The sequence below is a fragment of the Saccharopolyspora antibiotica genome, assembly GCF_047200635.1.
In the GTDB taxonomy this organism is placed as follows: Bacteria; Actinomycetota; Actinomycetes; order Mycobacteriales; family Pseudonocardiaceae; genus Saccharopolyspora_C.
Map to the genome: position 1 here is coordinate 82298 of NZ_JBJZOI010000023.1, position 23620 is coordinate 105917.

At 73.9% G+C, this 23620-nt stretch carries 27 protein-coding genes; 4 read left to right on the forward strand and 23 right to left on the reverse strand.

All coding sequences use genetic code 11. The features are described 5' to 3' along the window. Nucleotides 1–54: 54 nt before the first annotated feature. Both ACL03H_RS19535 and ACL03H_RS19540 read right to left on the reverse strand, forming a co-directional pair. Nucleotides 55–231 (reverse strand): DUF397 domain-containing protein, encoded by a 177-nt coding sequence (locus ACL03H_RS19535; protein ID WP_412812714.1) that lies wholly within the window; start codon nt 229–231, stop codon nt 55–57. Beyond that, a complete protein-coding gene (locus ACL03H_RS19540) occupies nt 218–1078 on the reverse strand; it encodes a helix-turn-helix domain-containing protein (RefSeq protein ID WP_412812715.1) in 861 nt (286 codons plus the stop codon). The genes ACL03H_RS19535 and ACL03H_RS19540 overlap by 14 nt, the downstream gene beginning before the upstream one ends. Nucleotides 1079–1205: 127 nt before the next feature. Between ACL03H_RS19540 and ACL03H_RS19545 the strand changes: the two genes are divergently transcribed. Beyond that, nucleotides 1206–1427, forward strand: coding sequence for a hypothetical protein (locus ACL03H_RS19545; RefSeq protein ID WP_412812716.1), 222 nt, complete (start codon nt 1206–1208; stop codon nt 1425–1427). Between the two features lie 205 nt (nt 1428–1632). Here the strand turns inward: ACL03H_RS19545 and ACL03H_RS19550 are convergent, their stop codons facing one another. From ACL03H_RS19550 to ACL03H_RS19625, 16 genes are all read right to left on the reverse strand, one after another. Next, nucleotides 1633–2226, reverse strand: a complete 594-nt coding sequence (locus ACL03H_RS19550; protein WP_412812717.1) for a TlpA family protein disulfide reductase — start codon at nt 2224–2226, stop codon at nt 1633–1635. After that, nucleotides 2223–2858 carry a histidine phosphatase family protein gene (locus tag ACL03H_RS19555; RefSeq protein ID WP_412812718.1) on the reverse strand — a complete coding sequence of 212 codons (636 nt, stop codon included), beginning with the start codon at nt 2856–2858 and terminating at the stop codon, nt 2223–2225. The genes ACL03H_RS19550 and ACL03H_RS19555 overlap by 4 nt, the downstream gene beginning before the upstream one ends. Next, complete coding sequence (hemL, locus tag ACL03H_RS19560; protein WP_412812719.1) at nt 2855–4189, reverse strand: glutamate-1-semialdehyde 2,1-aminomutase; 1335 nt, start codon at nt 4187–4189, stop codon at nt 2855–2857. The genes ACL03H_RS19555 and hemL overlap by 4 nt, the downstream gene beginning before the upstream one ends. A gap of 55 nt (nt 4190–4244) precedes the next feature. Beyond that, a complete protein-coding gene (locus ACL03H_RS19565) occupies nt 4245–4610 on the reverse strand; it encodes a hypothetical protein (protein ID WP_412812720.1) in 366 nt (121 codons plus the stop codon). Between the two features lie 37 nt (nt 4611–4647). Beyond that, the gene (locus ACL03H_RS19570; protein ID WP_412812721.1) at nt 4648–5097 is read right to left on the reverse strand and encodes a hypothetical protein; all 450 of its coding nucleotides are present in this window, start codon (nt 5095–5097) and stop codon (nt 4648–4650) included. Continuing rightward, nucleotides 5090–5524 (reverse strand): hypothetical protein, encoded by a 435-nt coding sequence (locus tag ACL03H_RS19575; protein ID WP_412812722.1) that lies wholly within the window; start codon nt 5522–5524, stop codon nt 5090–5092. Before ACL03H_RS19575 ends, ACL03H_RS19570 begins: the two co-directional genes overlap by 8 nt. Beyond that, the gene (locus ACL03H_RS19580) at nt 5521–6087 is read right to left on the reverse strand and encodes a hypothetical protein (RefSeq protein ID WP_412812723.1); all 567 of its coding nucleotides are present in this window, start codon (nt 6085–6087) and stop codon (nt 5521–5523) included. Before ACL03H_RS19580 ends, ACL03H_RS19575 begins: the two co-directional genes overlap by 4 nt. Nucleotides 6088–6170: 83 nt before the next feature. After that, nucleotides 6171–6818 (reverse strand): hypothetical protein, encoded by a 648-nt coding sequence (locus ACL03H_RS19585; RefSeq protein WP_412812724.1) that lies wholly within the window; start codon nt 6816–6818, stop codon nt 6171–6173. A 159-nt stretch (nt 6819–6977) separates the two neighbouring features. Then, on the reverse strand, nt 6978–7574 hold the full coding sequence (locus ACL03H_RS19590) for a hypothetical protein (protein WP_412812725.1): 597 nt from the start codon (nt 7572–7574) through the stop codon (nt 6978–6980). Further along, complete coding sequence (gene hemB, locus ACL03H_RS19595; protein WP_412812726.1) at nt 7571–8560, reverse strand: porphobilinogen synthase; 990 nt, start codon at nt 8558–8560, stop codon at nt 7571–7573. Before hemB ends, ACL03H_RS19590 begins: the two co-directional genes overlap by 4 nt. Before the next feature lie 166 nt (nt 8561–8726). Further along, complete coding sequence (locus tag ACL03H_RS19600) at nt 8727–10253, reverse strand: bifunctional uroporphyrinogen-III C-methyltransferase/uroporphyrinogen-III synthase (protein ID WP_412812727.1); 1527 nt, start codon at nt 10251–10253, stop codon at nt 8727–8729. A gap of 14 nt (nt 10254–10267) precedes the next feature. Beyond that, nucleotides 10268–11206, reverse strand: a complete 939-nt coding sequence (hemC, locus tag ACL03H_RS19605) for a hydroxymethylbilane synthase (RefSeq protein ID WP_412812728.1) — start codon at nt 11204–11206, stop codon at nt 10268–10270. Beyond that, nucleotides 11203–12612: a glutamyl-tRNA reductase gene (locus ACL03H_RS19610; protein ID WP_412812729.1), complete on the reverse strand. Its 1410-nt coding sequence runs from the start codon at nt 12610–12612 to the stop codon at nt 11203–11205. The genes hemC and ACL03H_RS19610 overlap by 4 nt, the downstream gene beginning before the upstream one ends. Next, nucleotides 12609–13463, reverse strand: coding sequence for a redox-sensing transcriptional repressor Rex (locus ACL03H_RS19615; RefSeq protein WP_412812730.1), 855 nt, complete (start codon nt 13461–13463; stop codon nt 12609–12611). The genes ACL03H_RS19610 and ACL03H_RS19615 overlap by 4 nt, the downstream gene beginning before the upstream one ends. 343 nt (nt 13464–13806) lie before the next feature. Next, complete coding sequence (locus ACL03H_RS19620; RefSeq protein WP_412812731.1) at nt 13807–14076, reverse strand: glutaredoxin family protein; 270 nt, start codon at nt 14074–14076, stop codon at nt 13807–13809. A 105-nt stretch (nt 14077–14181) separates the two neighbouring features. Then, nucleotides 14182–15705 (reverse strand): class I adenylate-forming enzyme family protein, encoded by a 1524-nt coding sequence (locus ACL03H_RS19625; RefSeq protein WP_412812732.1) that lies wholly within the window; start codon nt 15703–15705, stop codon nt 14182–14184. 274 nt (nt 15706–15979) lie between these two features. Here ACL03H_RS19625 and ACL03H_RS19630 point away from each other — a divergent pair, with 274 nt between their 5' ends. Beyond that, nucleotides 15980–16645: a sigma-70 family RNA polymerase sigma factor gene (locus ACL03H_RS19630; RefSeq protein WP_412812733.1), complete on the forward strand. Its 666-nt coding sequence runs from the start codon at nt 15980–15982 to the stop codon at nt 16643–16645. A 336-nt stretch (nt 16646–16981) separates the two neighbouring features. Beyond that, entirely contained in the window at nt 16982–17863 is an 882-nt protein-coding gene (locus tag ACL03H_RS19635) for an HAD family hydrolase (protein WP_412812743.1), read from the forward strand. A gap of 118 nt (nt 17864–17981) precedes the next feature. Here ACL03H_RS19635 and ACL03H_RS19640 read toward each other — a convergent pair whose 3' ends face one another. From ACL03H_RS19640 to proC, 5 genes are all read right to left on the reverse strand, one after another. Next, entirely contained in the window at nt 17982–18923 is a 942-nt protein-coding gene (locus ACL03H_RS19640; protein WP_412812734.1) for a lysophospholipid acyltransferase family protein, read from the reverse strand. Between the two features lie 12 nt (nt 18924–18935). After that, nucleotides 18936–19970, reverse strand: coding sequence for an NAD-dependent epimerase/dehydratase family protein (locus tag ACL03H_RS19645; RefSeq protein WP_412812735.1), 1035 nt, complete (start codon nt 19968–19970; stop codon nt 18936–18938). Between the two features lie 314 nt (nt 19971–20284). Beyond that, the gene (locus ACL03H_RS19650; protein WP_003402602.1) at nt 20285–20386 is read right to left on the reverse strand and encodes a 30S ribosomal protein bS22; all 102 of its coding nucleotides are present in this window, start codon (nt 20384–20386) and stop codon (nt 20285–20287) included. Between the two features lie 197 nt (nt 20387–20583). After that, nucleotides 20584–20808 (reverse strand): helix-turn-helix domain-containing protein, encoded by a 225-nt coding sequence (locus ACL03H_RS19655; protein WP_412812736.1) that lies wholly within the window; start codon nt 20806–20808, stop codon nt 20584–20586. 172 nt (nt 20809–20980) lie between these two features. Beyond that, the gene (gene proC / locus ACL03H_RS19660; RefSeq protein ID WP_412812737.1) at nt 20981–21790 is read right to left on the reverse strand and encodes a pyrroline-5-carboxylate reductase; all 810 of its coding nucleotides are present in this window, start codon (nt 21788–21790) and stop codon (nt 20981–20983) included. Nucleotides 21791–21920: 130 nt separating this feature from the next. Between proC and ACL03H_RS19665 the strand changes: the two genes are divergently transcribed. Next, a complete protein-coding gene (locus ACL03H_RS19665) occupies nt 21921–23540 on the forward strand; it encodes a long-chain fatty acid--CoA ligase (protein ID WP_412812738.1) in 1620 nt (539 codons plus the stop codon). Nucleotides 23541–23620: the final 80 nt, after the last annotated feature.

The following is a 23620-nucleotide window of genomic DNA, read 5'->3' on the forward strand; positions in this document are numbered from 1 at the left end:
CGCTCCGGAGCGGGCAACGCGCGGTCCACCGCGGCTGGAGGCCCGGGTACGCGGTCAGCTCTCCGGACGCCCCCGCAGCGCGTGCAGGAAGGACGCCCACTGACGGGCGGAGAAGGACAGCGTCGCCGCGCGGGGAGCCTTCGAGTCGCGGACCGCCACGATTCCCGGCACCGCACCGACCTCCACGCAGTTGCTCTCCTCGCCGCTGTGACTGGACTTACGCCAACGCACCGTCGCGCTCACATTCCCGTTCCATCGCCTCCGCCACGTCCGAGAGCAGCGCCGCGGACTCGACCCGGTCCAGCGCGAGCACCGGCAGCCGGGCGGCGGCTTCGAGGAACGGGGCCGTCTCCGCGGCCGACTCCAGGAACGCGCCCCGCCGCCGCTGCTCCAGGTGCACCACCGGGCGCTGCCTGGCGAACTCCAGTATCAACTGGCTGCCGTTGAGCTCCGCGTATGCGCCCGCCGCGAACGGGATCACCCGGACCGAGACGTTCGGCCGACGCCCCATCCGCACCAGGTGCCGCAGCTGGTCGGCCATCACCCGGTTTCCGCCGACCGGGCGGTGCACCACCGATTCGTCGAGGTAGGCGAGCAGCTGCGCCGGTTCGTCCCGGGTCAGCACCCCCTGCCTCCCGAGCCGCAGCGCGACCCGGGACTCCAGGTCGGCGTCCCGGATGCCGCCCGCGCTGAGCACCGCGCGGGTGTAGTCCGGGGTCTGCAGCAGGCCCGGCACCAGGGCCAGCGCCACGTCGGTGATCCGGGTGGCCAGCCGCTCGTAGTCGATCAGCGCGGTGAGCGCGCTCGGCATCCCCGCGTACCCGGCCTCCCACCACCGCGCCTCGCTCGCCGCGCTGACGAGTTCGAAGAGGCGGACCCGCTCGGAGCCCGCGACGCCGAGCACGTCCAGCAGCGCGGCCAGTTCGGCCTCGCTCGGCACCCGCTCGCCGGATTCGATGCGCCCGAGGGTCGCGCGCGACCATCCGCACTTGTGCGCGAGATGTTCCAATCGCAACCCGGCCGTTTTGCGGAGTTCGCGGATCTCAGAGCCCAGGCCCCGCGCTCGCACACTGGTCATAACAGGAACTTATTTCCTGCGCCGAAGGCGTGCCATCGCTCGATTCGGTGAAGCGGATTGCCATTCGAGTGTTGCGAGAGGTCTCATTCCCGGACAGGACCCGCGCTCGCAGAATGGAGTCGACGCGATGCCCCGGCAGCACGGCCTGACCTACGTGTGGCGCCCGATCTCCTCGGGTCGGCACGCCTTCGCGGCCACTGCCCTGGACGCCGCCCCGGACTGCCCGGTGACCGCCTACTGCGGGGCGGAGGCGCGGGCCGCGGACCTGCACGACCGCCCGGAGCAGGAGTGGGTCCGGCAGGGCACCTGCATGACGTGCTGGGGCGTGCTGACCCGCCGGGGGCGCTGAGCACCGGAGCGGACGGCGGTCGCGGACCGCCGCGGGCGCACCCGCCACCGGCGCACCGCCCGGCGGCCCCGTGCGGCCGCAAGGAGGAATTCGCTCGGCCATTCGGGTTCGTGCTCCGAACACCCAGCGGAGGCGCATCCGACACCGGAGTTCCGCGCGGCGCGCGAATGCTCCCTGCCGCGCGTTCCGCGTCGAAACCGGATGCTCATCCAGCGGGTTCGGCGGCCACCTTCCGCACTTCTGGAAGAAGTTCGCTCTCCAGCATTTCCGTGAGGAAAACAGCGGCCACCCGGTGTTGCCGATCCAGAATGATGGTGGAGGGCACCGCACTGCGCGGATAGTTCTTCAACGCGAGCAACGACCGGCCGGACGGATCGAAAATCGACGGGTAGGTCAAACCCCGGTCCCGGTGGAAATCACTCGCCGCGGAACGGCTGTCCCGCACGTCGATCCCGAGCACCCGCACGCCCTGCGCCCCCGTCTTGTCCTGCACCGCCTGCAGGTCGTCGGCCTCCGCGCGGCACGGGCCGCACCAGGAGCCCCACACGTTGAGCACCACGACCTGACCCCGGAAGTCGTCCAGGCCGATCCGGCGCCCCTCCTCCAGCAGGCTGTCCCCGCTGAGGCCGGTGAGCCGCTGCCGCTCGCCCGGGGGGTAGAAGATCCGGGTCTGCCCACCGGGGGAGACGAAGGTGAACTCGCTGCCCTGCTCGACGGCGTCCGTGCCCGCGGTGGCGCAGCCGCCGAGCAGGCAGAGCGCGGCCACCACCAGCGCCGCCCGGGTCGGCAACCACCTCACGCCCCGGCCTCCCGGGGATCGGTCTCGCCCGCCGGTTCGACGTAGGCGACCCGGACGAGCTGCTCGTCGCGGAACACCAGGCTGGTCAGCGAGGCCAGCGAGCACTGCCGGTTGCGCGGGTCGTGCCACATCCGCTTGCCCTCGACGAAGCGGCGCAGCGTCCAGATCGGGAGCTGGTGCGAGACGCACACCGCCTCGTGCCCCTCGGCCGCGGCCCGGGCGCGCTGCGCCGCCGCGAACATCCGGTGCGCGATCTCCGCGTAGGGCTCGCCCCAGGAGGGCCGGAACGGGTTGCGCAGCTTCGGCCAGTGCTGCGGCGAGCGCAGCGCGCCGTCGCCCACCGAGACCCGCAGGCCCTCGAAGAGGTTCGCCGACTCGATCAGCCGATCGTCGGTGCCCACGTCCAGCGCGAAGACGTCGCCGATCGGGGCGGCGGTCTCCTGCGCGCGTTGCAGCGGGGAGGCCACCACGTGCCGCACGTCGCGGTCGGCCAGGAAGGCGGCGACCAGCTCGGCCTGCGCCGCGCCCTGCTCGGAGAGCCGGTAGCCGGGCAGCCGCCCGTAGAGGATCCGCTCCGGGTTGTGCACCTCGCCGTGGCGCACGAAGTGCACGACCGTCTTCGTCCCGCTCATGCCGCGGGCTCCTGGGCCGCCGCTGCGGCCGCGGCCGCGTGCGGGGCCGCCTCCGCGATGCGCTCGAACGCCGCCTCGTCCATCGCGGCGTTGACGAACCACGATTCGAAGGCGCTCGGTGGCGGGTAGACGCCGCGCTCCAGGAAGGCGTTGAAGAACGCCGGGAAGCGCCAGGCCTGCTGCCCCCGCGCCTGCTGGAAGTTCGTCACCGGCTGCTCGCTGAAGAAGAAGCTGACCAGGTTGCCCGCGAAGGCCACCTGGTGCGGCACCCCGGCTTCGGTGAGCGCGGCGCCGACCAGGTCGCCGAGCCGCGCTGCGTTGCGGTCCAGCGCCGCGTAGACGGCGTCGTCGGCGGCGCGGAGGTTCGCCAGCCCCGCCGCCACCGCGACGGGGTTCCCGGCCAGGGTCCCCGCCTGGTACACCGGCCCGGACGGGGCCAGCAGCTCCATCACGTCGGCGCGCCCGCCGAACGCGGCGGCGGGCAGCCCACCGGACATGACCTTGCCGAAGGTGTAGAGGTCGCCCGCCACGCCGTCCAGGCCGAACCAGCCGGCGGCCGAGACGCGGAAGCCGGTCATCACCTCGTCGACGACCAGCAGCGCGCCGGCGGAGCGGGTGATCTCGCGCAGCGCGGCGTTGAACCCCGGCAGCGGCGCGACCGCGCCCATGTTGCCGGCGGCCGCCTCGGTGATCACGCAAGCGATCTGGTCGCCGAACTCGGCGAAGGCGGCGCGCACCGCCTCCACGTCGTTGTAGGGCAGCACCAGGGTGTCGGCGGCCTGGGCGCCCGTGACGCCGGGGCTCGTCGGCAGGCCTAGGGTGGCCACCCCCGAACCGGCGTCGGCCAGCAGCGAGTCGACGTGCCCGTGGTAGCAGCCCGCGAACTTGACGATCTTGCTGCGGCCGGTGAAGCCCCGCGCCAGCCGGACCGCGCTCATGGTCGCCTCGGTGCCGGAGTTGACCAGCCGCACCTGCTGCACCGGCTCGACCCGGCGGATGATCTCGGCGGCGAGGTCGATCTCGCCGACGCCCGGGGTGCCGAAGGACAGGCCCTCCAGCGCGGCCTCCCGCACCGCCGCCACCACGTCGGGATGCGCGTGCCCGTTGATCATCGGGCCCCAGGAGGAGACGAGGTCGACGTAGTCGTTGCCGTCCGCGTCCCACAGGTGGGCACCCGCGCCGCGCACCATGAACCGGGGTGTCCCGCCGACGGAGCGGAAGGCCCGCACCGGCGAGTTGACGCCGCCCGGCGTCACGGCGAGCGCTCGGTCGAACAGCTCCGCCGACCGTGCAGTGGCGTTCGGACTCTTGCCAGGAGTTTCGGCTGTCACGACCCCAGTCTGACAGGCCTCGCCGGGTGACCCGGCGCACCCTCGCGCGCGGGGGTCAGCCTTCCCCGGCCGACCGGCCGGCGCGGGAGCGGCGCACCGCCCACGCGAGCACCAGCTGGCGCACCGCGTCCACCAGCAGCAGCCCGCCCAGCGTCGGAGCGGCGACCGCGAGCGCGACCCAGCTCCCGGACCACCGCGTCGAGCTCATCGGCAACCCCGTCGCACCGGGCACGTCGACCCGCACCTGCGCCCGGTTCCAGCACCACCAGGCGGCGGCGAGCAGCGCCACCACGAGCACCACCTCGGCCGCGGCCACCGCTGCCCGCCACGGCTGCGCCAGCCCCGCGCGCGGTTCGGGCGCGTCGGCGGCGTTCTCGCTGAGCGTCGGCCCGTCGGAGGACCACGGTTCCGGGTAGGTCACCGGGGCAGCGTCTCACGCAGTCCCGCGATCGCGGCGATCAGCTCTCCGGCAGCAGCGGGCGGAGCCGGTCCAGCAGCGTCGCCGGGTCCTTCGCCCAGGCGAGCACGACCCGGTCGTCGGATAACCGCAGCGGAACCTCCCCGGTGCCCTTCGGCGTGGTGAGGCCGCCTCCCAGCACCCGGGAGCCCAGCGGCGCGCCGACGTCGGTGATCGCGGTGATCCCGCTGACCGCCAGGTCCTCGCCGCCGACGGTGAGCACCTCGGGGGTGAGCCGCACCGCGAGCGCCCGCCGCCGCGCGTACACCCACAGCACCGCCGCCGCCGCGAGAGCGCCCGCCAGGGCCAGCCAGACCCCGAGGTTCACCGGGCCAGGCGTGACCAGCTCGACGACCAGCCCGGTCAGCGCGAAACCCGGCCCCCACAGCACCGGCCACCAGGTCGACCCCGGCTCGGCGTAGAGCACCGGTCCGGTCTCGGCTTCACTCATGCTCGCCGGTCACCCACTCCGTGCTGGACCTCGTCCAGCTGCACCAGACCGCGGCGGCGCCCAGGCCCAGCACGACGAGGTTCGCGGCCGAGAAGGTCCGGCTGCCGAGCACCAGCACGAGCTGGACCGCGAACAGCGCGCAGACCCCGACCCTGGCCCACGGCCGCCGCCCGCGGAGCAGCGCACCCGCCAGCAGGTACCCGGCGGCGAAGACCACCGCGATGCCGGTGTCGAGCAGCAGCGCTTCCCGGGTAGCGGTGGCAGCTCCGGCGGCGTCGACGGCACCGCTCTCGACCATCCGCCGCTCCAACCCGGGCCGCTCGGTCCAGGCGAGCGCCGTCCGCACCAGCAGGAACGCGGCCAGCGCGGACCACAGCCCCACGGCGGCGGCCAGCGCCCGCGGCGGGCGGAGGGTACCGGCGATCACCGGCGCCCCGCCTCGAAGTACCGGTTCGCGGTCGGACCGTGCACCAGCGCCAGGAAGGCCACGGCCGCCAGCAGCCCCAGCGCGATCTGCGCGTAGCCCAGCGCGAGGATTCCCGGCGGGGTCGGGTTCCCGGCGGCGAGCCCGCCCAGCAAACCCGAGCCGCCGGTGATGAGACCGCCGACCGAGTACACGGCCCAGATCGCGGCGAAGACGCTGAGCACCACCCGCGCCCAGCGCCGCCCCGCGCGCAGCAGGAGGCCGAACGCGATCCACAGCGCCGTGAGCACCACCTCCAGCGCGAGGAGCGCGACGGCGACCACCGACGAGACGCCCACGATCACCTCGACCGCTTCCGGGGGCGCGGCGGCGCCGACGGCCGCGGCGAGGAAGTCCCGCACCAGCACCGAGCTCACCGCGTGCAACGCGGTGACCAGCAGCGCGGCCGCGACGGCGACCCAGAACGCCGCCTCCACCCGCCCCGGCCGCGCCGGACGCGACCCGGCCGGTGGCGCGGGGAAGCTCTCGAAGGGCGGCCCTGGCGGCGGGCCGTGCACAGACGTCACCCCGGAACAGTAGGAATCCGTCGCGAGCGCTGTCCACCGCGCCCGGCCGAAGGCACCCCACCGCGCGGTGATCTCCACCCGGTCTAGGGCGTCCCGCTGAAGTGGTCCCGGGTGGACCCCAGGTGCACGCACACGGCGGTCGCCACCAGGGCCACCACCTGCGCGACCTCCAGCGCGGTGTGCAGCTCGCCGTGCCAGCGGGTGCCCACCAGCGACAGCAGCGTGGAGACCGCCCACACGAACACGATCATCGTGAGCGCCGCCCGCGCCCAGCCGCGCCCGCGCAGCAGGAGCAGCAGCAGCGCGCCCCACACCGCGGCCAGCATCAGGTGCAGCACGACCATGCCGGTGGTCACGCCGTAGTAGACGGTGCTGATGTCGCCGTCGCGCGGCAGGAAGGAATCGGCCTCGCCCATCGCCTGCACGATGAGGTCGTCGGTGGTGGCGAGCTGCACCCCGAGGATCGCGAAGGCGATCAGGGCGTCGAGGACGCCGAGCCAGCAGGCCGCGAGCACCGCGCGCGGGCGGGCGACCGGGGCCCGCCCCACCCAGACCTCCCCGGCGGTGCCGCCGCAGGCGACCGGCCGCAGCGGTCCCGGGCCCGCGGCGGGCGGTTCGGCTTCGGCCCGCCCCGGATCCGGCCGGGGCGCCCCGGTGAGCCTGCCACCGGAGACCTGCTCGTCCGGCAGCCGCAGGTCGTCCTCGGGGCGCGGGTCTCGCGAGGCAGTCACGCCATCGAGAGTAGATCACCCAGCCCGGGAGGTCGGCCGGGTCGGCGCGGATCGCGACCGGTCAGCGGCGCGGCCGCCGGGTGGGGACCGGTCGAGGGCGCCGCAGCGGTCACCCCGAGGACGACGGGGAGGCGGCGGCGCCCACCGGGCGGGACCAGCTCAGCGCAGGAAACCGCCGCTGCCCGGTCCGCCCGGTGGCACCGGGCGCGGCGCGCGCGCCGCGCGGAAGTAGCGGTTCGACTCCGGCAGGTACATCAGCACCAGCGCCACCAGCTCCACGGCCGTGACCAGCACTCCGAACACCAGGTCCGAGGTCTCGACCCGCACCTGGGTGATCCGGACCAGCTCCGCCTGCCCCAGCTGGGACATCAGCGCCAGCGTCCCCAGCGTGCCGAACGCGCCGAAGCCGGCGAAGACCGTCAGCACCACCCGTGCCCAGTTCCGGCCCCGCACCATCCGCAGGGACAGCGACACGTAGAGCGCCAGCAGCGCGAGGAGGTACAGCAGGTTGAACAGGATGAGCCCGTTGATCTGCTCGTCGAGCTGGACCTGGGAGAGATCCGGCAGCGCGGCGCGCAGGTCCTCCGAGAGCTGCCGCCGGTCGCTGAGCCGCAGGTACGCCCGCACCAGGCCGAGCAGCGCGGCGCCGATCCACAGCCACCGGGCGATGTTCAGCGGGCGCGGCAGCGGCGGCCGCTCCGAGGCGGGCTCCGGCCCCGGGCCGCCGATGCGGTCGGGCTGTCGCGGATGCGTCACCGGAGCCCCGCGCTCTCCCGGTACCACTGCGCGGCTTCGGCGGCCCAGTAGGTCAGCACCACGTCCGCGCCCGCGCGGCGGATCGAGGTCAGCGTCTCCAGCACGGTGCGGCGCCGGTCCAGCCAGCCGCGCGCCACGGCCGCCTCGATCATCGAGTACTCGCCGGAGACCTGGTAGGCGGCCACCGGCACCTCCGACAGGCCGGCGACGTCGCGCAGCACGTCCAGGTAGGACATCGCGGGCTTCACCATCACCATGTCCGCGCCCTCGGCCAGGTCCAGACCGGCCTCCCGCAGGCCCTCGCGGGAGTTGGCGGGGTCCTGCTGGTAGGTGGTGCGGTCCCCGGTCAGCTGCGAGTCCACGGCCTCCCGGAACGGCCCGAAGAAGGCGGAGGCGTACTTCGCCGAGTAAGCGAGGATCGAGGTGCTCTCGAAACCGGTGACGTCCAGGGAGTCGCGGATCACGCCGACCTGGCCGTCCATCATCCCGCTCGGGGAGATCACGTGCGCCCCCGCCTCGGCCTGCGCCACCGCCATCTCGCCGTAGAGCTGCAGGGTGCGGTCGTTGTCGACCGCACCGCCCTCGTCGAGCACGCCGCAGTGGCCGTGGTCGGTGAACTCGTCCAGGCAGGTGTCGGCCATGAGCACCGTCGCGTCCCCGACCTCGGCGGCCAGGTCGCGCAGCCCGGTGTTGAGGATCCCGTCCGGGTCGACGGCACCGGAGCCGGTCGCGTCGCGCTCGGCGGGCACGCCGAACAGCATCAGCCCGCCGACCCCGGCGGCCACCGCCTCGGACGCGACGCGGCGCAGCGAGTCCCGGGTGTGGTGCACCACGCCGGGCATGGAGGCGATCTCCGCGGGCTCGGCCAAGCCTTCCCGCAGGAACATCGGCAGCACCAGGTGCCGGGGCTCCACGCTCGTCTCGGCGACGAGTCGGCGCACGGCGGCGGTGCGCCGCAGCCTGCGCGGGCGGTGCGACGGGTACATCGGCGAGCTCCCTCGCGACGACGAGCGGCGGCCCGCGGGAGGCCACCCGCTCGGATTGATCTTCGTGCGGCCACCCCTCGGGTGGCCGCTTCCTCCCCGCCGAGCGTGCCAGGGCCGCGAAGAACAGCGGCCCGGACCCCGTCGCAACGAGATCCGGGCCACCAGGTCAGCTGCGGCGCGCGCGCTTGGCCTTCTTCGGCGGTGGCAGCGCGCCCTCGGCGCGGAGCCGGGCCGCGTGCTCGGCCAGCGCGTCGACCAGCGCGGGCACCTGCGCCACCTCGGGCTGCACGTCCACCCGCAGGCCGAACTCCTTGGCCGTCTCGGCCGTGTTCGGGCCGATGCAGGCGACCAGCGTCCGCGCGTGCGGCTTGCCCGCGATGCCGACCAGGTTCCGGACGGTCGACGAGGAGGTGAAGCACACCGCGTCGAACCCGCCGGTCTTGATCATCTCGCGGGTCTCGGCCGGCGGCGGCGCGGCCCGCACGGTGCGGTAGGCCGTGACGTCGTCGATCTCCCAGCCCCGCTCGCGCAGGCCCGCGGCCAGCGTCTCGGTGGCGATGTCCGCCCGCGGCAGCAGCACCCGGTCCACCGGGTCCAGGATGTCGTCGTGCGGCGGGAAGTCCTGCAGCAGGCCCTCGCTGGACTGGTCGCCCGAGGGCAGCAGCTCCGGGGTGATCCCGAAGGAGCGCACCTTCTCCGCCGTGGACTCACCGACGCAGGCGATCTTCACCCCGGAGAAGGCGCGGGCGTCCAGGCCGAACTCGCGGAACTTCTCCCACACCGCGCGCACCGCGTTGGTCGAGGTGAACACGACCCACTGGTAGCGGCCGTCGACGAGGCCCTTCACCGCGCGCTCCATCTGCGCGGGGCTGCGCGGCGGCTCCACCGAGATCGTCGGCACCTCGTGCGAGACGGCACCGTGCGACCAGAGCCGCTCGCTCATCGAACCGGCCTGCTCCTTGGTGCGCGGCACCAGGATCTTCCAGCCGTACAGCGCGCGGGACTCCCACCAGGACAACCCGGAACGATCACCGGCGACGGCACCGATCGTCACCACCAGCGGCCCCTGCAGCTCACCCGCGTCCGCGGGCAGCGAGGCCAGGGTGGTGTCGATGGTGCGCTGCGTGACCGTGGTGCCAGCGGAGGTCACCGCGACCGGGCTCTGCGGAGCCAGGCCGTGCTCGGCCAGCGCCGAGGCGGCCTCGGCCAGGTTGCTGCCCGTGGTGTGCAGCACCAGCGGGCCCGGGGCGGCGGCCAGCGCCGCCCAGTTCACCTCGCCGCGCACGTCGACCTCGGTGTGCCCCGCCCCGAGCGCGACTCCCGCGTAAGCGGGCACCGCGCTCCCGGGGGAGACGCCGGGCACCACGTCGAACGCGGCACCCGTCTTGGCCACCTCGCGGACCTCGCGGACCACGGCGTCCGCGGTCAGCGGGTCACCGGCGACCAGCCGGACCACCGAACGCCCGGTGGCGGCCTCGTCGGCCAGGTCCTTCGCGACCTCCACGGCCTCGCCCACGGCGGGCCGCACCTCGGCGCCGTCCGCGGCCAGCGCGGCCACGTCGGCGGGAACGTCAGGATCGGTCACCACGAGCGATGCTGTGGTGAGCACGTATTTCGCCCGAACGGTGAGCAGTCCCGCATCACCGGGGCCGGAGCCCACGAATGCGACCCGTCCGGGGCTCTTGCGTGTCATCAGGGCACTCCCCATCAACTACTACCGGGACCGCTGAACAAAGCGTCCCTGGCATCGAGCAGATCGGCGGCCAAGGCCTTGCCGAGCTGCTCTGCGGCGGTCGTCTCACCAGTGTTGGAGGCGCGCACCAAACGGTTCCCGTCGGTCGCCACGACCCCGCGCAGGGACAGCCGCTGCGCCACGCGGCCGTTCTCGTCGAGGTCCTCCACCACTTCGGCCAGCGCGCCGATCGGCGCACTGCAGCCTGCCTCCAGCGCAGCCAGCATGGCGCGCTCGGCGGCCACCGCGGCGCGGCTGGCCTGATCGTCCAGAACGGACTGGAGCAGGTGCTCGGTGTCCACGTCGTCGACGCGGCATTCCACAGCCAGCGCGCCCTGGGCGGGCGCGGGCAGCATCTGGAGTGGATCGAGCGATTCCGTGATCACCGCGAGCCGGCCGACTCTGGCCAGCCCGGCGCGGGCGAGCACGACGGCGTCCATCTCACCGTCGGTCACCTTGCGCAGGCGGGTGTCCACGTTGCCGCGGATGCCGCGCACCTCCAGCCCGAGGCCGAGGGCCTCCAGCTGGCTGGCGCGGCGCGGCGAACCGGTTCCCACTAGGGATCCCGGGGGCAGTTCACCGAGCGTCAGACCGTCCCGCGCCACCAGCGCGTCCCGCGGGTCCTCCCGGACCGGGACGGCGGCCAGCGACAGCCGGGGGTCTTGTTCGGTCGGCAGATCCTTGTAGGAGTGCACGGCGACGTCCACCTCGCCGTTCGCGAGCGCCTCGCGCAGCGCGGAGGTGAACACGCCCACCCCGATCTCGGCGATCGGCGCCATCGAGCGGTCGCCCGGGGTGGAGACCTGGACGAGCTGGGTCGGGTGGCCCGCGGCCTCCAACTGCTCGGCGATCATGCTGGTCTGGGCCATCGCCAGCGCGCTGGCGCGGGTGCCGATGCGCAGCGTCTTGTTCACCGGGACTCACCATCCTGTCCGTCCCCGTCGGCGACGGGGTTGTCCCGCAGCAGCGCCCGCGCGGAGCCGGCGCCGGTCACCGGCACCTCCTCCGCGGAACGGGGCGTGCGGATCGCGGTCGGGGCCTGCGGGTCCAGCTCGAAGAGCTCGCGCAGCGCCTCCGCGTAACCGGAGCCGCCGGGGACCGAGGCCAATTCCTTCACCCGGACCGTCGGCGCGTGCAGCAGCTTGTCGACGACGCGGCGCACCGTGCGGGAGAGCTCCTCGCGCACCGGGCCGTCCAGTTCGGGCAGCCGGGAGTCCAGCCGTAGCAGTTCGGCGTCCACGACCTCGGCGGCCCGCTTGCGCAGCGCCGTCACCGTCGGGGTGACCTCGGCGGAGCGCTGGGAGGCGAGGTAGCCGCGCACTTCCTCGGCGACGATCGCCGCGGCGCGCTCGGACTCGCTGCCGCCGCGCTGCGCGGTGAGCCGCGTCTGCAGGGTCTCCAGGTCCACCACGGCCACGCCCGGCAGCTCGGCGACCTCGGGCGCGGTGTCCCGCGGCAGGCCGAGGTCGCAGAACAGCAGCGGTCGCCCGGTGCCGGAGCGCTCCCGCAGGGCCTCCGCCACCACGTCCCCGGTCACCACGGCGCCGACGGCTCCGGTGCAGGTCACGACGAGGTCGGCGGCGGCGATGGCGGAGCTCAGGCCGGTCAGCTCGGCGGTGCTCGCGGGGATGCCCTCGGCGCGCAGTGACTCCGCGAGCCGCTCGCCGTTCGCGGCGGTGCGGTTCGCGATCGCGACCGAGCCGATCCCGGCGCGGCGCAGCTGCGCGGCGGCCAGGCCGCCCATCGATCCGGCGCCGACGAGCAGCGCGTGCCGCCCGGCCACGCCGCCCAGCACGGCCTCGGCGTCGGCGAGCGCCTCGGAGACCACGGAGGCCCCGGCGGCGTCGATGCCGGTCTCGGCGTGCACCCGCTTGCCGACCCGCAGCGCCTGCTGCGCGAGCTCGTGCAGGGCGCGCCCGACAGTGCCCGCCTGATCGGCGACGCCGTAGGCCTGGCGCAGCTGGCCGAGGATCTGGGCCTCGCCCACGACCATCGAGTCCAGCCCGGACGCGACCGAGAACAGGTGCTCGACGGCGGCACCGGCGTAGTGCACGTAGAAGTGGTCGGCGAGCTCGGAGACGTCGGCACCGGCCTGCCTGGCCAGCACCCCGGTCACGTCGTTGAGGCCGCCGTGGAAGGTCTCGGCGACCGCGTACACCTCGACGCGGTTGCAGGTGGAGACCAGGAAGGCCTCGCTGATGTGCGCCCGCCCGAGCAGCTCGTCGAGGATCTTGCCGACGTCGTCGGCGCCGATCGCCACCCTCTCCAGCACCCGTACCGGGGCGCTCCGGTGGGAGAGCCCGACGGTGAGCAGGTTCACGGCCGAACCACCATCCCGTCCACATCACCGCGCTCCAGCGCGGAACCCGAGTTCCCGTTCCCGTTCACCCGGCCGGGCGGACCGACGGCGGGGTCCCCGGCCAGGCCGGTCACCATCGCCTCCTGGTTCCGCCGCGCCACGTGGAACGAGAGGATCTGCATCTCCACGGCCAGATCCACCTTGCGGACCTCGACGTGCTCGGGGACCTGGAGGACGACCGGGGCGAAGTTCAGGATGCACGCCACGCCGCCCGCGACGAGGCGGTCGCAGACCTCCTGCGCGCCCTCGGTGGGCGTGGCGATGACGCCGATGGTGACCTCGCGCTCGCGGCACACCTCGACGATGTCGTCAACGGCGCTGACCGGGATGCCACCGACGGGCACGTCCAGCAGGTCGGGGTCGAGGTCGAACAGGGCGGCGACCGGGAAGCCCCGGTTGAGGAAGCCGCCATAGTTGGCCAGCGCGTGCCCGAGGTTGCCGATGCCGACGACGGCGACGCGGTGCTTCTTGGTGAGCCCCAGCGTCCGCTCGATCTGGCCGATCAGCACGGCGACCTCGTAGCCGACGCCGCGGGTGCCGTAGGAGCCGATGTAGGACAGGTCCTTGCGCAGCTTCGCCGAGTTCACCCCGGCGAAGGCGGCGAGCTCCTCGCTGGAGACCGTGCGGGTGCCGCGCTCGTCCAGGTTCGACAGGACCCGGAGGTACACGGCGAGGCGGGCGACGGCCGCCTCCGGGATGGCCCGCGCGCGCTCTCGCGCCGCGGGGACCGCGATCGTTTCGGGTGACCTCGACCCGGACGGGTCCGCCGGATTCCCGGCCGCGTCCCGTTCGCCCTGTTCGTGGGCCGTCACTGGCTCTCCCTCGACCTGCCTTGGTGGTGCTGTCCGCCGCGCTCGCCCGGCCGGGGCGGCGCACCGGCGCGTGGCGGGTGCGAACCCTGACCTCGATGACACGGCTCGCCGACCACCGTAGCCACTTGTGAAGACAGGCACAAAGTCCGCCCGCGACTGCCGGAGCAGGCGCGCGACCGCCGGACACCATGATGTCGGATGGGCCCCTCGCCATCCAAAACGCCTGGTCAGAGCGATGCATTTCGGGGTCCGGGCGCCCGCTCGGGCGGCTCCCGCCGGGACCGGCGAAGATCGGCGGCGCGGGCCCGGTGCGCAATGACACACGCCCCGGGCGGCGCGGCGGTCAGCGGCCGAGGGCCGCGCGCAGCCGGTCCCGCTCGACCCGCCAGTACCCGTGCTCGACGCCGTCGACGAGGATCACCGGCACCCGGTCGCCGTACTCGGCGCGCTGCTCGGGATCGGCGTCCACGTCCGCCGTCGACCACGGCACGCCGAGCTCACCGCACACCTCGCGCACCGCGTCGAGAGCCTCGTCGCACAGGTGGCAGGGCTCCCGCACCAGCAGCGTCACCTCGTGCCGCTCCGCCCCGCCGCGCTCCGCTCGCCCGGACACCAGACCTCCTCGCACCGACTCCGCTCCACGCTACTGGGGCTCACCGCGGGTTCCCGACCCAGCCGGGCGCTGCCGGGGCCCGCCACCGGCCGGCCGCGCTCGCGCTCAGGAGACGGAGATCCGGGACGCGGGGTCGCGCAGCGCCCGGCGGGCGATCTTGCCGGTGGGCGAGTGCGGGAGCTCGCCCGCGAACTCGACCTCGCGGGGCACCTTGAACTTCGCCAGCCGGGCCGCGCAGTGCGCCCGCACCGCGTCCTCGGTGAGCTCCGCCCCCGGCTCGGCGACGAGGACGGCCTTGATGGCCTCTCCCCGCGCCTCGTCCGGCACCCCGACCGCGGCCGCCTCGCGCACCCCGGGCAGCTCGGCGAGCACCTCCTCCACCTCGCGGGGGTAGACGTTGAACCCGCTCACGATAATCAGATCGGTGGCCCGGTCCACCAGCCGCAGGTCGCCGTCCTCGTCGAAGTAGCCGACGTCGCCGGTGCTGAACCAGCCGTCCTCGTCCGGCCCGTGCGCCCCGTCCGGCCAGTAGCCGCGGAACAGGTTGGGCCCGCGCACCGAGACCCGCCCGGTGTCGCCCTCGTCGATCGGTGAGCCGTCCGAGTCGACCAGCCGCAGCCGCACCCCGGGCAGCGCGCGGCCCACCGACCCCGGCTTCGCCCGGCCTCCGGCCAAGGTGCTGGTCAGCACCGGCCCGGTCTCGGTGAGCCCGTAGCCCTCGAAGACGTCCAGCCCGGTGGCCGCCCGCACCGAGGTCGCGACGTCGGCGCCCAGCGGCGCCGCCCCGGAGGTGAGCAGCCGCACGGTGGCCATGTCCTCCCGCAACCGCTCCGGCGGCAGCCGCAGCCAGGCGCGGTACATCGGCGGGACTCCCACCACGCAGGTGACCCGGTGCCGCGCCACCGCGGCGAGCGCCTCCTCGGCGTCGAAGCGCGGCAGCAGCACGGCGGTGGCCCCGACCGCGGCGACCTGCAGCATTCCCGGCCCGAGGCCGAAGGCGTGGTACATCGGCAGCGCCAGCAGCACGCGGTCGGCGGCGTTGACCGGCATCGGGCGCAGCTGCCCGCACTGGCGCACGTTCGCCAGCAGCGCGGAGTGCGGCAGCATCGCCCCGCGCGCGGGCCCCGAGGTGCCGGAGGTGTAGCAGAGCACCGCGAGGTCGGCCGGGGCGCGGGGCAGCTCGTGGTCGGAGCGCTCCCGCCCGGTCGGCGGGTCCAGCTCGGCCACCCCCAGGTGCTCGCCGACCTCCTCGGCGCCCGCGGCGGTGACCAGGAGCCGGGCTCCGCTGTCGGCGAGGACCCGGCGCCGCTCCGGCCCCGGCGCCGAGGGCGGGAGCGGGACGGCGACGGCCCCGAGCCGGAACGCGGCGAACAGCGCGATGCAGAACTCGAACCCGGTGGGCAGTGCGAAGGCGACCCGGTCACCGGGCAGCACGCCCGCCTCGCGCAGCCGCCAGCCGTAGCCGGTGACGGCCGAGTCCAGCTCCGACCAGCTCAGCTCGTGCCCGGCGAGGTCGATCAGCGCGGGGTGCTGCGGCCCGCGATCGGCGGCCGCGCGGACCAGGTCGGCCAGGTTGAGATCGGTCGCGGTGGCATCGATGGCCGGGGGCGAGCCCGCTTCGGTCGACATGGGACACCTCCATCGCCGGGCCTGCGGAACCGCAGGAGCCGTTCTCCCCGCAGTGTCGCAGGGAGTGTTCGAAATCACCCAACGGTGCGTCGCCCCGCCGAGGGAACCGCGATGAATCCGAAACCTCGAAGCACTACCTACTTATGAGTAACAACACGTATGCTCCGGCGAAACGCCCCCGACGCACCCCGTGCACCAGACCAGCACGCCCCGGTGATCCGCCCGCCCGACGACGCGCGGAGATCACCACCACGGCAGGAGGTCGGTCGAGACAATGCTCACCAGCACGTTGCCCATCCCGGTCCAGCAGGCCGCCGCACGGCACGCGCACCTCCCGGTCCCCCCGCTGCCCGCCGGAACCCCCACCCACCCGCCCGCGCCCGAGGCGGGCGAGAACTGGCGCCACGTCCGCGCCGCGCAGGACGGCGACACCGACGCCTTCGGCAAGCTGTACGACGAGTACGCGCACGTGGTGTACCGCTACGTGCTGTTCCGGGTCAGCGATCACTGCCTGGCCGAGGACATCACCAGCGAGACGTTCCTCCGCGCCCTGCGCCGGATCGCGACCGTCAGCTACCAGGGACGGGACGTCGCCGCCTGGTTCATCACCATCGCCAAGAACCTGGTGCTCGACCACGTCAAGTCCAGCCGCGCCCGGCTGGAGGTCCCCATCCCCGAGCTCACCGAGTCCCAGCACCGCCCGCAGGCCCAGTGCGGCCCGGAGCAGCACGTGCTCGACGCGGCCACCCAGCAGGAGCTGCTGCGCTGCGTTCGCCAGCTCAACCCGGACCAGCGGGAATGCATCCGCCTCCGGTTCATGCAAGGCCTCTCGGTGACCGAGACCGCGCAGCTCATGGGTCGCGGCGAGGGGGCGGTGAAGGCCCTCCAGCACCGGGCGGTGCGCCGCCTCGCGCAGCTGCTCCCGGACGACGTCCGGTGACCTCCGGCGATCACGATCAAGTTCCGGCGCGGCGGCTCGGCGTGGACCTCGCCAACGCTCCGAGGGGGAGCCTCTAAGCTGGAGGCCTGCTGAGCCGGGTCGCGCACAGCTGGAAACGACCCGCTCAGCCGCCCTGGCACCGTCCGGGGACCGATCCGAGCAACGACGACTCATCCAGCCGGAGCAAGACCGGGAGGCGCGGCGGTGCCGACAAGTCCAGGCCCAGCCGAAGGCCGCGACCACGACGGCCTGGAACAAGGCGGGCCCGACGCTGCCGAGCGCGAGGCCGCCGGGCCCGAACTCGTCGAGCCCGCGCCCCGGACCGCGCGGTCGGCGATGGATCCGGCCGAGGGCTCGTTCGACAGCGCGAAGCTCGCGGGCCGGGCCTCCGCCGAGGCGGCCGTCGCGGGCGCCGAACCGGGCGGGTCGCTCACCGCGCCGCCGGACCTCACCGCGGCGGCGTTCTTCGACGTGGACAACACGATGATGATGGGCGCCTCGCTGTTCCACTTCGCCCGCGGCATGGCGGCCCGGAAGTTCTTCACCGCGTCCGACCTCGCCGGGTTCGCCTGGCAGCAGCTGAAGTTCCGGATCGGCGGCCGGGAGAACCCGGAGGACGTGCGGGCGAGCCGCGAGCAGGCGCTGTCCTTCGTGGCCGGGCGCAAGGTCTCCGAGCTCGTCGAGCTCAGCGAGGAGATCTACGACGAGCTGATGTCCGACCGCATCTGGTCCGGCACCAGGGCGCTCGCGCAGATGCACCTGGACGCGGGCCAGCGGGTGTGGCTGGTGACCGCGACCCCGGTGGAGCTGGCGCAGATCATCGCGCGGCGGCTCGGGCTCACCGGAGCGCTGGGCACGGTCGCGGGGCACGTGGACGGCGTCTACACCGGACGGCTCGTCGGGGAGATGCTGCACGGCCGGGCGAAGGCGCACGCGGTGCGCGCGCTGGCCGCCAGCGAAGGGCTGGACCTGCGACGCTGCACGGCCTACTCGGACTCGGCCAACGACGTGCCGATGCTGTCCGCGGTGGGCACGGCGGTGGCGGTGAACCCGGACCAGCGGCTGCGCGACATCGCGCGCTCCCGGGGCTGGGAGATCCGGGACTTCCGCACCGGCCGCAAGGCCGCCCGCATCGGCGCCCAGTCCATGCTCGGCGCCAGCGCCGTCGCGGGCGCCATCGCGGCAGGTCTCGCCTACCGCCGCCGAGACCGCTCCTGACCTTCCTCCGCCGGAGGCCGGGACCGGCCTCCGAGGATCCGCTGCCCGCGGACCGGGCGGAGCACCGGAGGACCGCCGAGGTGCCGCCCGGTGCGACGGCCGGTTCAGCGCCGCGGACTCACCCGAGGAAGATGTTCTGCCGTTGGGCCAAGAGCCGGTAGAGGGTCTGCTGGATGGTCTCGCGGACCTGGTCGCTGAGGCTGAACACGACCATCGGATCGTCGGCCGCGCCCTCCTCGTAGGCCCCGGTCGGCACCGGTTCGCCGAACTCGATGTACCACTTCGACGGCAGCGGCACCGCGCCCAGCGGCCCGAAGTGCGGGAACAGCGGCGTGACCGGGAAGTACGGCAGCCCCAGCAACCGGGCCAGCGGCCGGATGTCGCCGAGCTTCGGGTAGATCTCCTCCGCCCCCACGATGGAGCAGGGCACGATCGGCACCCCCGTGCGCATGGCCGCCGAGACGAACCCGCCGCGGCCGAAGCGCTGCAGCTTGTACCGGTCCCGGTAGGGCTTGCCGACGCCCTTGAACCCCTCCGGCCACACGCCGACGAGCTCCCCGGCCCGCAGCAGCCGCTCGGCGTCGGGGTTGCAGGCCAGGGTGTGCCCGGCCTTGCGCGCGAGCGAGCCGAGCATCGGCATCCGGAACACCAGGTCCGCGCCGAGCATCCGCAGGTGCCGACCGGGGTCGTGGTGGTCCCGCAGCGCCACGGTGGTCATCAGCGCGTCCAGCGGCAGCGTCCCGGAGTGGTTCGCCACCACCAGCGCCCCGCCCTCGGGGATGTTCTCCAGCCCGGTCGCCTCCACCCGGAACCACTTCTCGTACAGCGGGCGCAGCGGCGGCACCACCAGGTGATCGGTGAGGTCCTCGTCGAAGCCGAACTCGTCGACCTTGTAGTCGCCGAGCAGCCGGCGGCGGGCGAAGGCGAGCGCGTCGGCGACGGCGTCCTCCCAGCCCGCCCGCTCCTCGGGGGCCGGCACGGGTTCGGGCCGCGCGCGCCCGGCCGCGCCGCCGGGCCGCTGATCCGCCGGGTGCAGCGGGATCACTCGGGCGTCCGCCATCTGGGCTCCCATCTACCGCAGTCGGGCGAGCAGGTCACCGACGCCGCGCTCCCAGGCGACGACGCGGTCCGGGTCGAGCACCGGGTGCAGGTCGCGGCCGCGGACGAAGTCGTCGAAGGCCTGCTGCGTGGTCCAGCGCGGGGTGAAGCCGAAGTGCTCGCGCAGCTTCGAGGTGTCCACGACCCGGCCGAAGTTGAGGAACCGCATCTGCTCCGGGGAGAAGTCCACCAGCCGCGCGCCCCGGAAGAACCGGCTCACGGCCGGCACTCCGGAGCGCGGGACCGGCACGGCTATCCGCCCGGCGCGCCGGATCGCCTGCGAGAGCATGAGCACCCCGTCGGCGCCCGCGTTGTAGACCCCGGGCAGCGCCCGGGTGGCGGCCCGCTCCAGCACGGCCAGCGCGTCCTCCGAGTGCAGCAGCTGCATCCGGGCGTCGTAGCCGAGCACGGTCGGCACCAGCGGCAGCGCGAAGTAGCGGGTGAGGTCGGCGTCGATGCGCGGGCCGATGAGGTGGGTGAACCGCAGCGTGGTGATGTCCACGTCGGGTCGCCGCCGGCCGAAGCCGCGCACGTAACCCTCGATCTCCACGGCGTCCTTGGCGTAGCCGGAGGAGGGCAGGTCCTTGGGCTCCATGTCCTCGGAGAACACGGCCGGATCGCGCGGACTGGCGCCGTAGACGGCGGTCGTCGACTTGATCACGAGCCGACGCAGCGAGGGGGCCTGCTGGCAGGCCGCCAGCAGCTGCATGGTGCCGATGACGTTGAGCTCCTTCATCGCGGCCCGCCCCTCGGGGCCGGACTGGGAGTTCACGGCCGCGTGCACCACGGTGTCCACCCCGGCGCCCGCGATCACCTTGGAGATCAGCGGGCTGCGGATGTCGGCGCGGACGAACTCGGTCCGCCCCATCCGGCGGCGCAGGTCGGGTCGCGGCGGCGCCGTGTCCACGCCCAGCACGCGCTCGATGTTCTCGTCGGCAGCGAGCCGAGCGGCCAGGTGACCGCCCAGGAAGCTGCTGACGCCCGTCACGAGCACGACGTTCGGCACCATGGTTCTCCCCGAGGGTCCGGCCGGAGGGGTGGTCGTCCGCGCGCAGCCGGTCGATTCCGGCGGCGGAGCACGCACGCCGTTCGCGATGCTACCCAGCGCGATCGGTGCGCCAGGTTACGCACCGGGAAACGCGAGCGATCCTCGTGCACCCCACCAGCGGAGCGCCCGCCCGGCAACTGGAACCGCTGAGGACCACCTGACGGGGAGTGGAAAAGCAACCGCCGCCGACCCGAGCGGCCGGCGGCGGCGAAGGGGCGAGACCCGGAAGCTCTGGTCTCGCACCGCGCGGGCGGAGCCGGAGTCCGGCAGTCCCCTTACTTGCCCAACTTGCGACGCTGGACGCGGGTCCTGCGCAGAAGCTTGCGGTGCTTCTTCTTGGACATGCGCTTGCGGCGCTTCTTGATGACCGAGCCCATGCGGAATCCTTCGCTGTCGGCGTTGGTACGAACGTCTTCTCGTGCCCGCCCCTGGCGCACCACCGGTGGGAGCGCCGGCATCAGGCACGATCGACCCCGGAGCCTACCCGCCCACCGGTCGCCCCCTGACGGAGTGGTCCGTCAGGGCGGTTCCGCGCCGGTGGGCGCCGCGGCTCCCGGGTGGCGACGCCGACCCGTCAGCCCGCGTTGTAGTAGGCGTTCTCCAAGTAGTTGTGCACGTCGTTCTCCGCCACGCGGAAGGAGCGACCCACCCGCGCGGCCGGGAGCTCACCGGCGTGCACGAGCCGGTAGACGGTCATCTTCGACACCCGCATCAACCGGGCCACTTCGGCCACGGTGAGGAATTGCACCTGCCCGACCTGAGGCGGGGCTTGCTGGCTGGGTTCCGAGTTCGCAGACATGCTTCACCGAGTCCTCCGCACGTGACGCGCCGTCGGCTTCCCCTCCGACGGACTCCACACGCACGTGCTCCGTCGAGAGTAGCGGGACGCCTGGGAATCCTGCGATGCGCAAACGTCCCGGTCTCGTCCCCGGACCGGGGGCGCGGGCGGGCGGAACCCGGTGCTCAGGCCCTCAGTCGTGGGCGCGGCCGAGTTCCGCGGAGCGGTCCCGGGCCGCCTCGATGGCGTCGATGAGCGCGGCCCGGACGCCGTGCTTCTCCAGCTCCCGGATCCCGGCGATCGTGGTGCCCCCGGGCGAGGTCACGGCCTCGCGCAGGATCACCGGATGGCCCTCGGAACCGTCCCGCAGCATCGTCGCGGCGCCCACGGCGGACTGCACGATCAGGTCGGCGGCGGTGGCGCGCGGGATGCCCAGCAGGATGCCCGCGTCGATCATGGCTTCGACCAGGTAGAAGAAGTAGGCGGGTCCGGAGCCGGAGAGCGCGGTGACCGCGTCCTGCTGGGTCTCGGGGACCCGCACGACCTGCCCGACGCTGCGCAGCAGCTCCTCGACCAGTTCGAGGTGGCCCTCGGCGGCGTGCGATCCGGGCGAGATCGCGCTCATCGCCTCGCCGACGACCATCGGCGTGTTCGGCATGACCCGCACCACCGGGGTGCCCTCGGGCAGCCGCCGCTCGAACAGCTTCGTGGGCAGGCCCGCGCACAGCGAGACCACCAGCGTCCCGGGGGCCAGCGCCGGGGCGGCCTCGGTCAGCACCGGCTCGATGTCCTGCGGCTTGACGGCGATCACGAGGACGTCGGCGCGGCGGACCGCCTCGCCGATCTCCACGTGCTCGATGCCCAGCCGGTCGGTGAGCTCGGCGGCGCGCTCCGGGTGGCGCTCGGTGAACAGCAGGTCGGAGGGCTCCCGCCCGGCGTGCAGGAGTCCCGACAGGAGGGACTCGCCGATCTTCCCCGCACCCAGCACCGCGATCGAACTCATGCTCCACAGGGTGCCAGAACGTCCCCTCCGGGCCCTCCCCCAGGCACCACCAGCGCGGTTAGTGTGGCGGCAGCCACGACGCCGCTTGCCGCGGAGCGCCCCAGGGCGCGGACGAGGAGGTCCGATCCCGATGCTGAGCACCATGCACGACGGCCCGCTGTCGATCGCCCGGCTCCTGGAGCACGGCAGCGGCGCCCACGGTGCCTCCGAGGTGATGACCTGGACCGGGGAGCGGGCGAGGCACCGCAGCTACGCCGAGGTGGGCCGCCGGGTGGCGCGGCTCGCGCACGGGCTGCGCGAGCTCGGCGTCACCGGGGACCAGCGGGTCGCGACCTTCATGTGGAACAACGCCGAGCACCTGGAGGTCTACCTGGCGGCGCCCGCGATGGGCGCGGTGCTGCACACGCTCAACATCAGGCTGTTCCCCGAGCAGGTCGCCTACATCGCCGATCACGCCGAGGACCACGTGGTCGTCGTGGACGCGAGCCTGCTGCCGCTGTTCCAGAAGATCCTGCCGTCGCTGAGCTCGGTGCGCCACGTCGTCGTCAACGGCGACCCGGCCGCGCTGGAGGCCCCGGCGGGCGTCCAGGTGCACGGCTACGAGGAGCTGCTGGGCGGTCGCCCGGACACCTTCGACTGGCCCGAGCTGGACGAACGCACCGCCGCGGCGATGTGCTACACCTCCGGCACCACCGGCAACCCGAAGGGCGTCGTCTACTCGCACCGCTCGATCTGGCTGCACTCGATGCAGGTGTGCATGTCGGACGGGATGGCGCTGGCGCAGGCCGACCGCGGACTCGCGGTGGTGCCGATGTTCCACGCGATGTCCTGGGGGATGCCGTACGCGGCGTTCATGGTCGGCGCCTCGCTGGTGATGCCGGACCGGTTCCTGCAGCCCGCCCCGCTGGTGTCGATGATCAGCTCGCTGCGCCCGACGATGGCCGCCGCGGTGCCGACGATCTGGCAGGGCGTGCTGCAGCACCTGGAGCAGGACCCGCAGGACATCTCCTCGCTGCGGGAGGTCGTGGTGGGCGGCTCGGCCTGCCCGCCCTCGATGATGCGGACCTTCCAGGAGCGCTACGGCATCCCGGTGCTGCACGCCTGGGGCATGACCGAGACCTCCCCGCTGGGCAGCGTGGCCCGGCCGCCCGCCTCCGCGACCGGCGAGCGGCAGTGGCCGTACCGGGAGTCGCAGGGCCGGTTGTCCTCGGCGGTGCGGGCCCGGTTGATCGGTGACGACGGCCGGGAGCTGCCCTGGGACGGCACGAGCGTCGGGGAGCTGGAAGTGCGCGGCCCGTGGGTCGCCTCCTCGTACTACCGCGACGACGACCCCGGCAAGTTCCACGACGGCTGGCTGCGCACCGAGGACGTGGGCACCCTCTCGCCGGACGGCTACCTGCGGCTCACCGACCGAGCCAAGGACGTGATCAAGTCGGGCGGGGAGTGGATCTCCTCGGTGGAGCTGGAGAACCACCTGGTCGCGCACCCGGCCGTGGCCGAGGCGATGGTGGTCGGCGTCCCGGACGCGAGGTGGGACGAGCGCCCGCTGGCCGCCGTGGTGCTGCACGAGGGCGCGAGCGCGGACGCGGCGGAGCTGCGGGAGTTCCTCGCCGAGCGGGTCGCGAAGTGGCAGCTCCCGCAGCACTGGACGTTCCTCGCCGAGACGCCGAAGACCAGCGTCGGCAAGTACGACAAGAAGCGCCTCCGCCAGCAGCACGCGGATGGTTCGCTCACCCTCGAACAGGCGTGAGGGCCGGGTCCGGGGGGGGGGGGGGGGGGGGGGGGGGGGGGGGGGGGTGGGGGGGGAGGGGGGGGGGGGGGGGGGGGGGG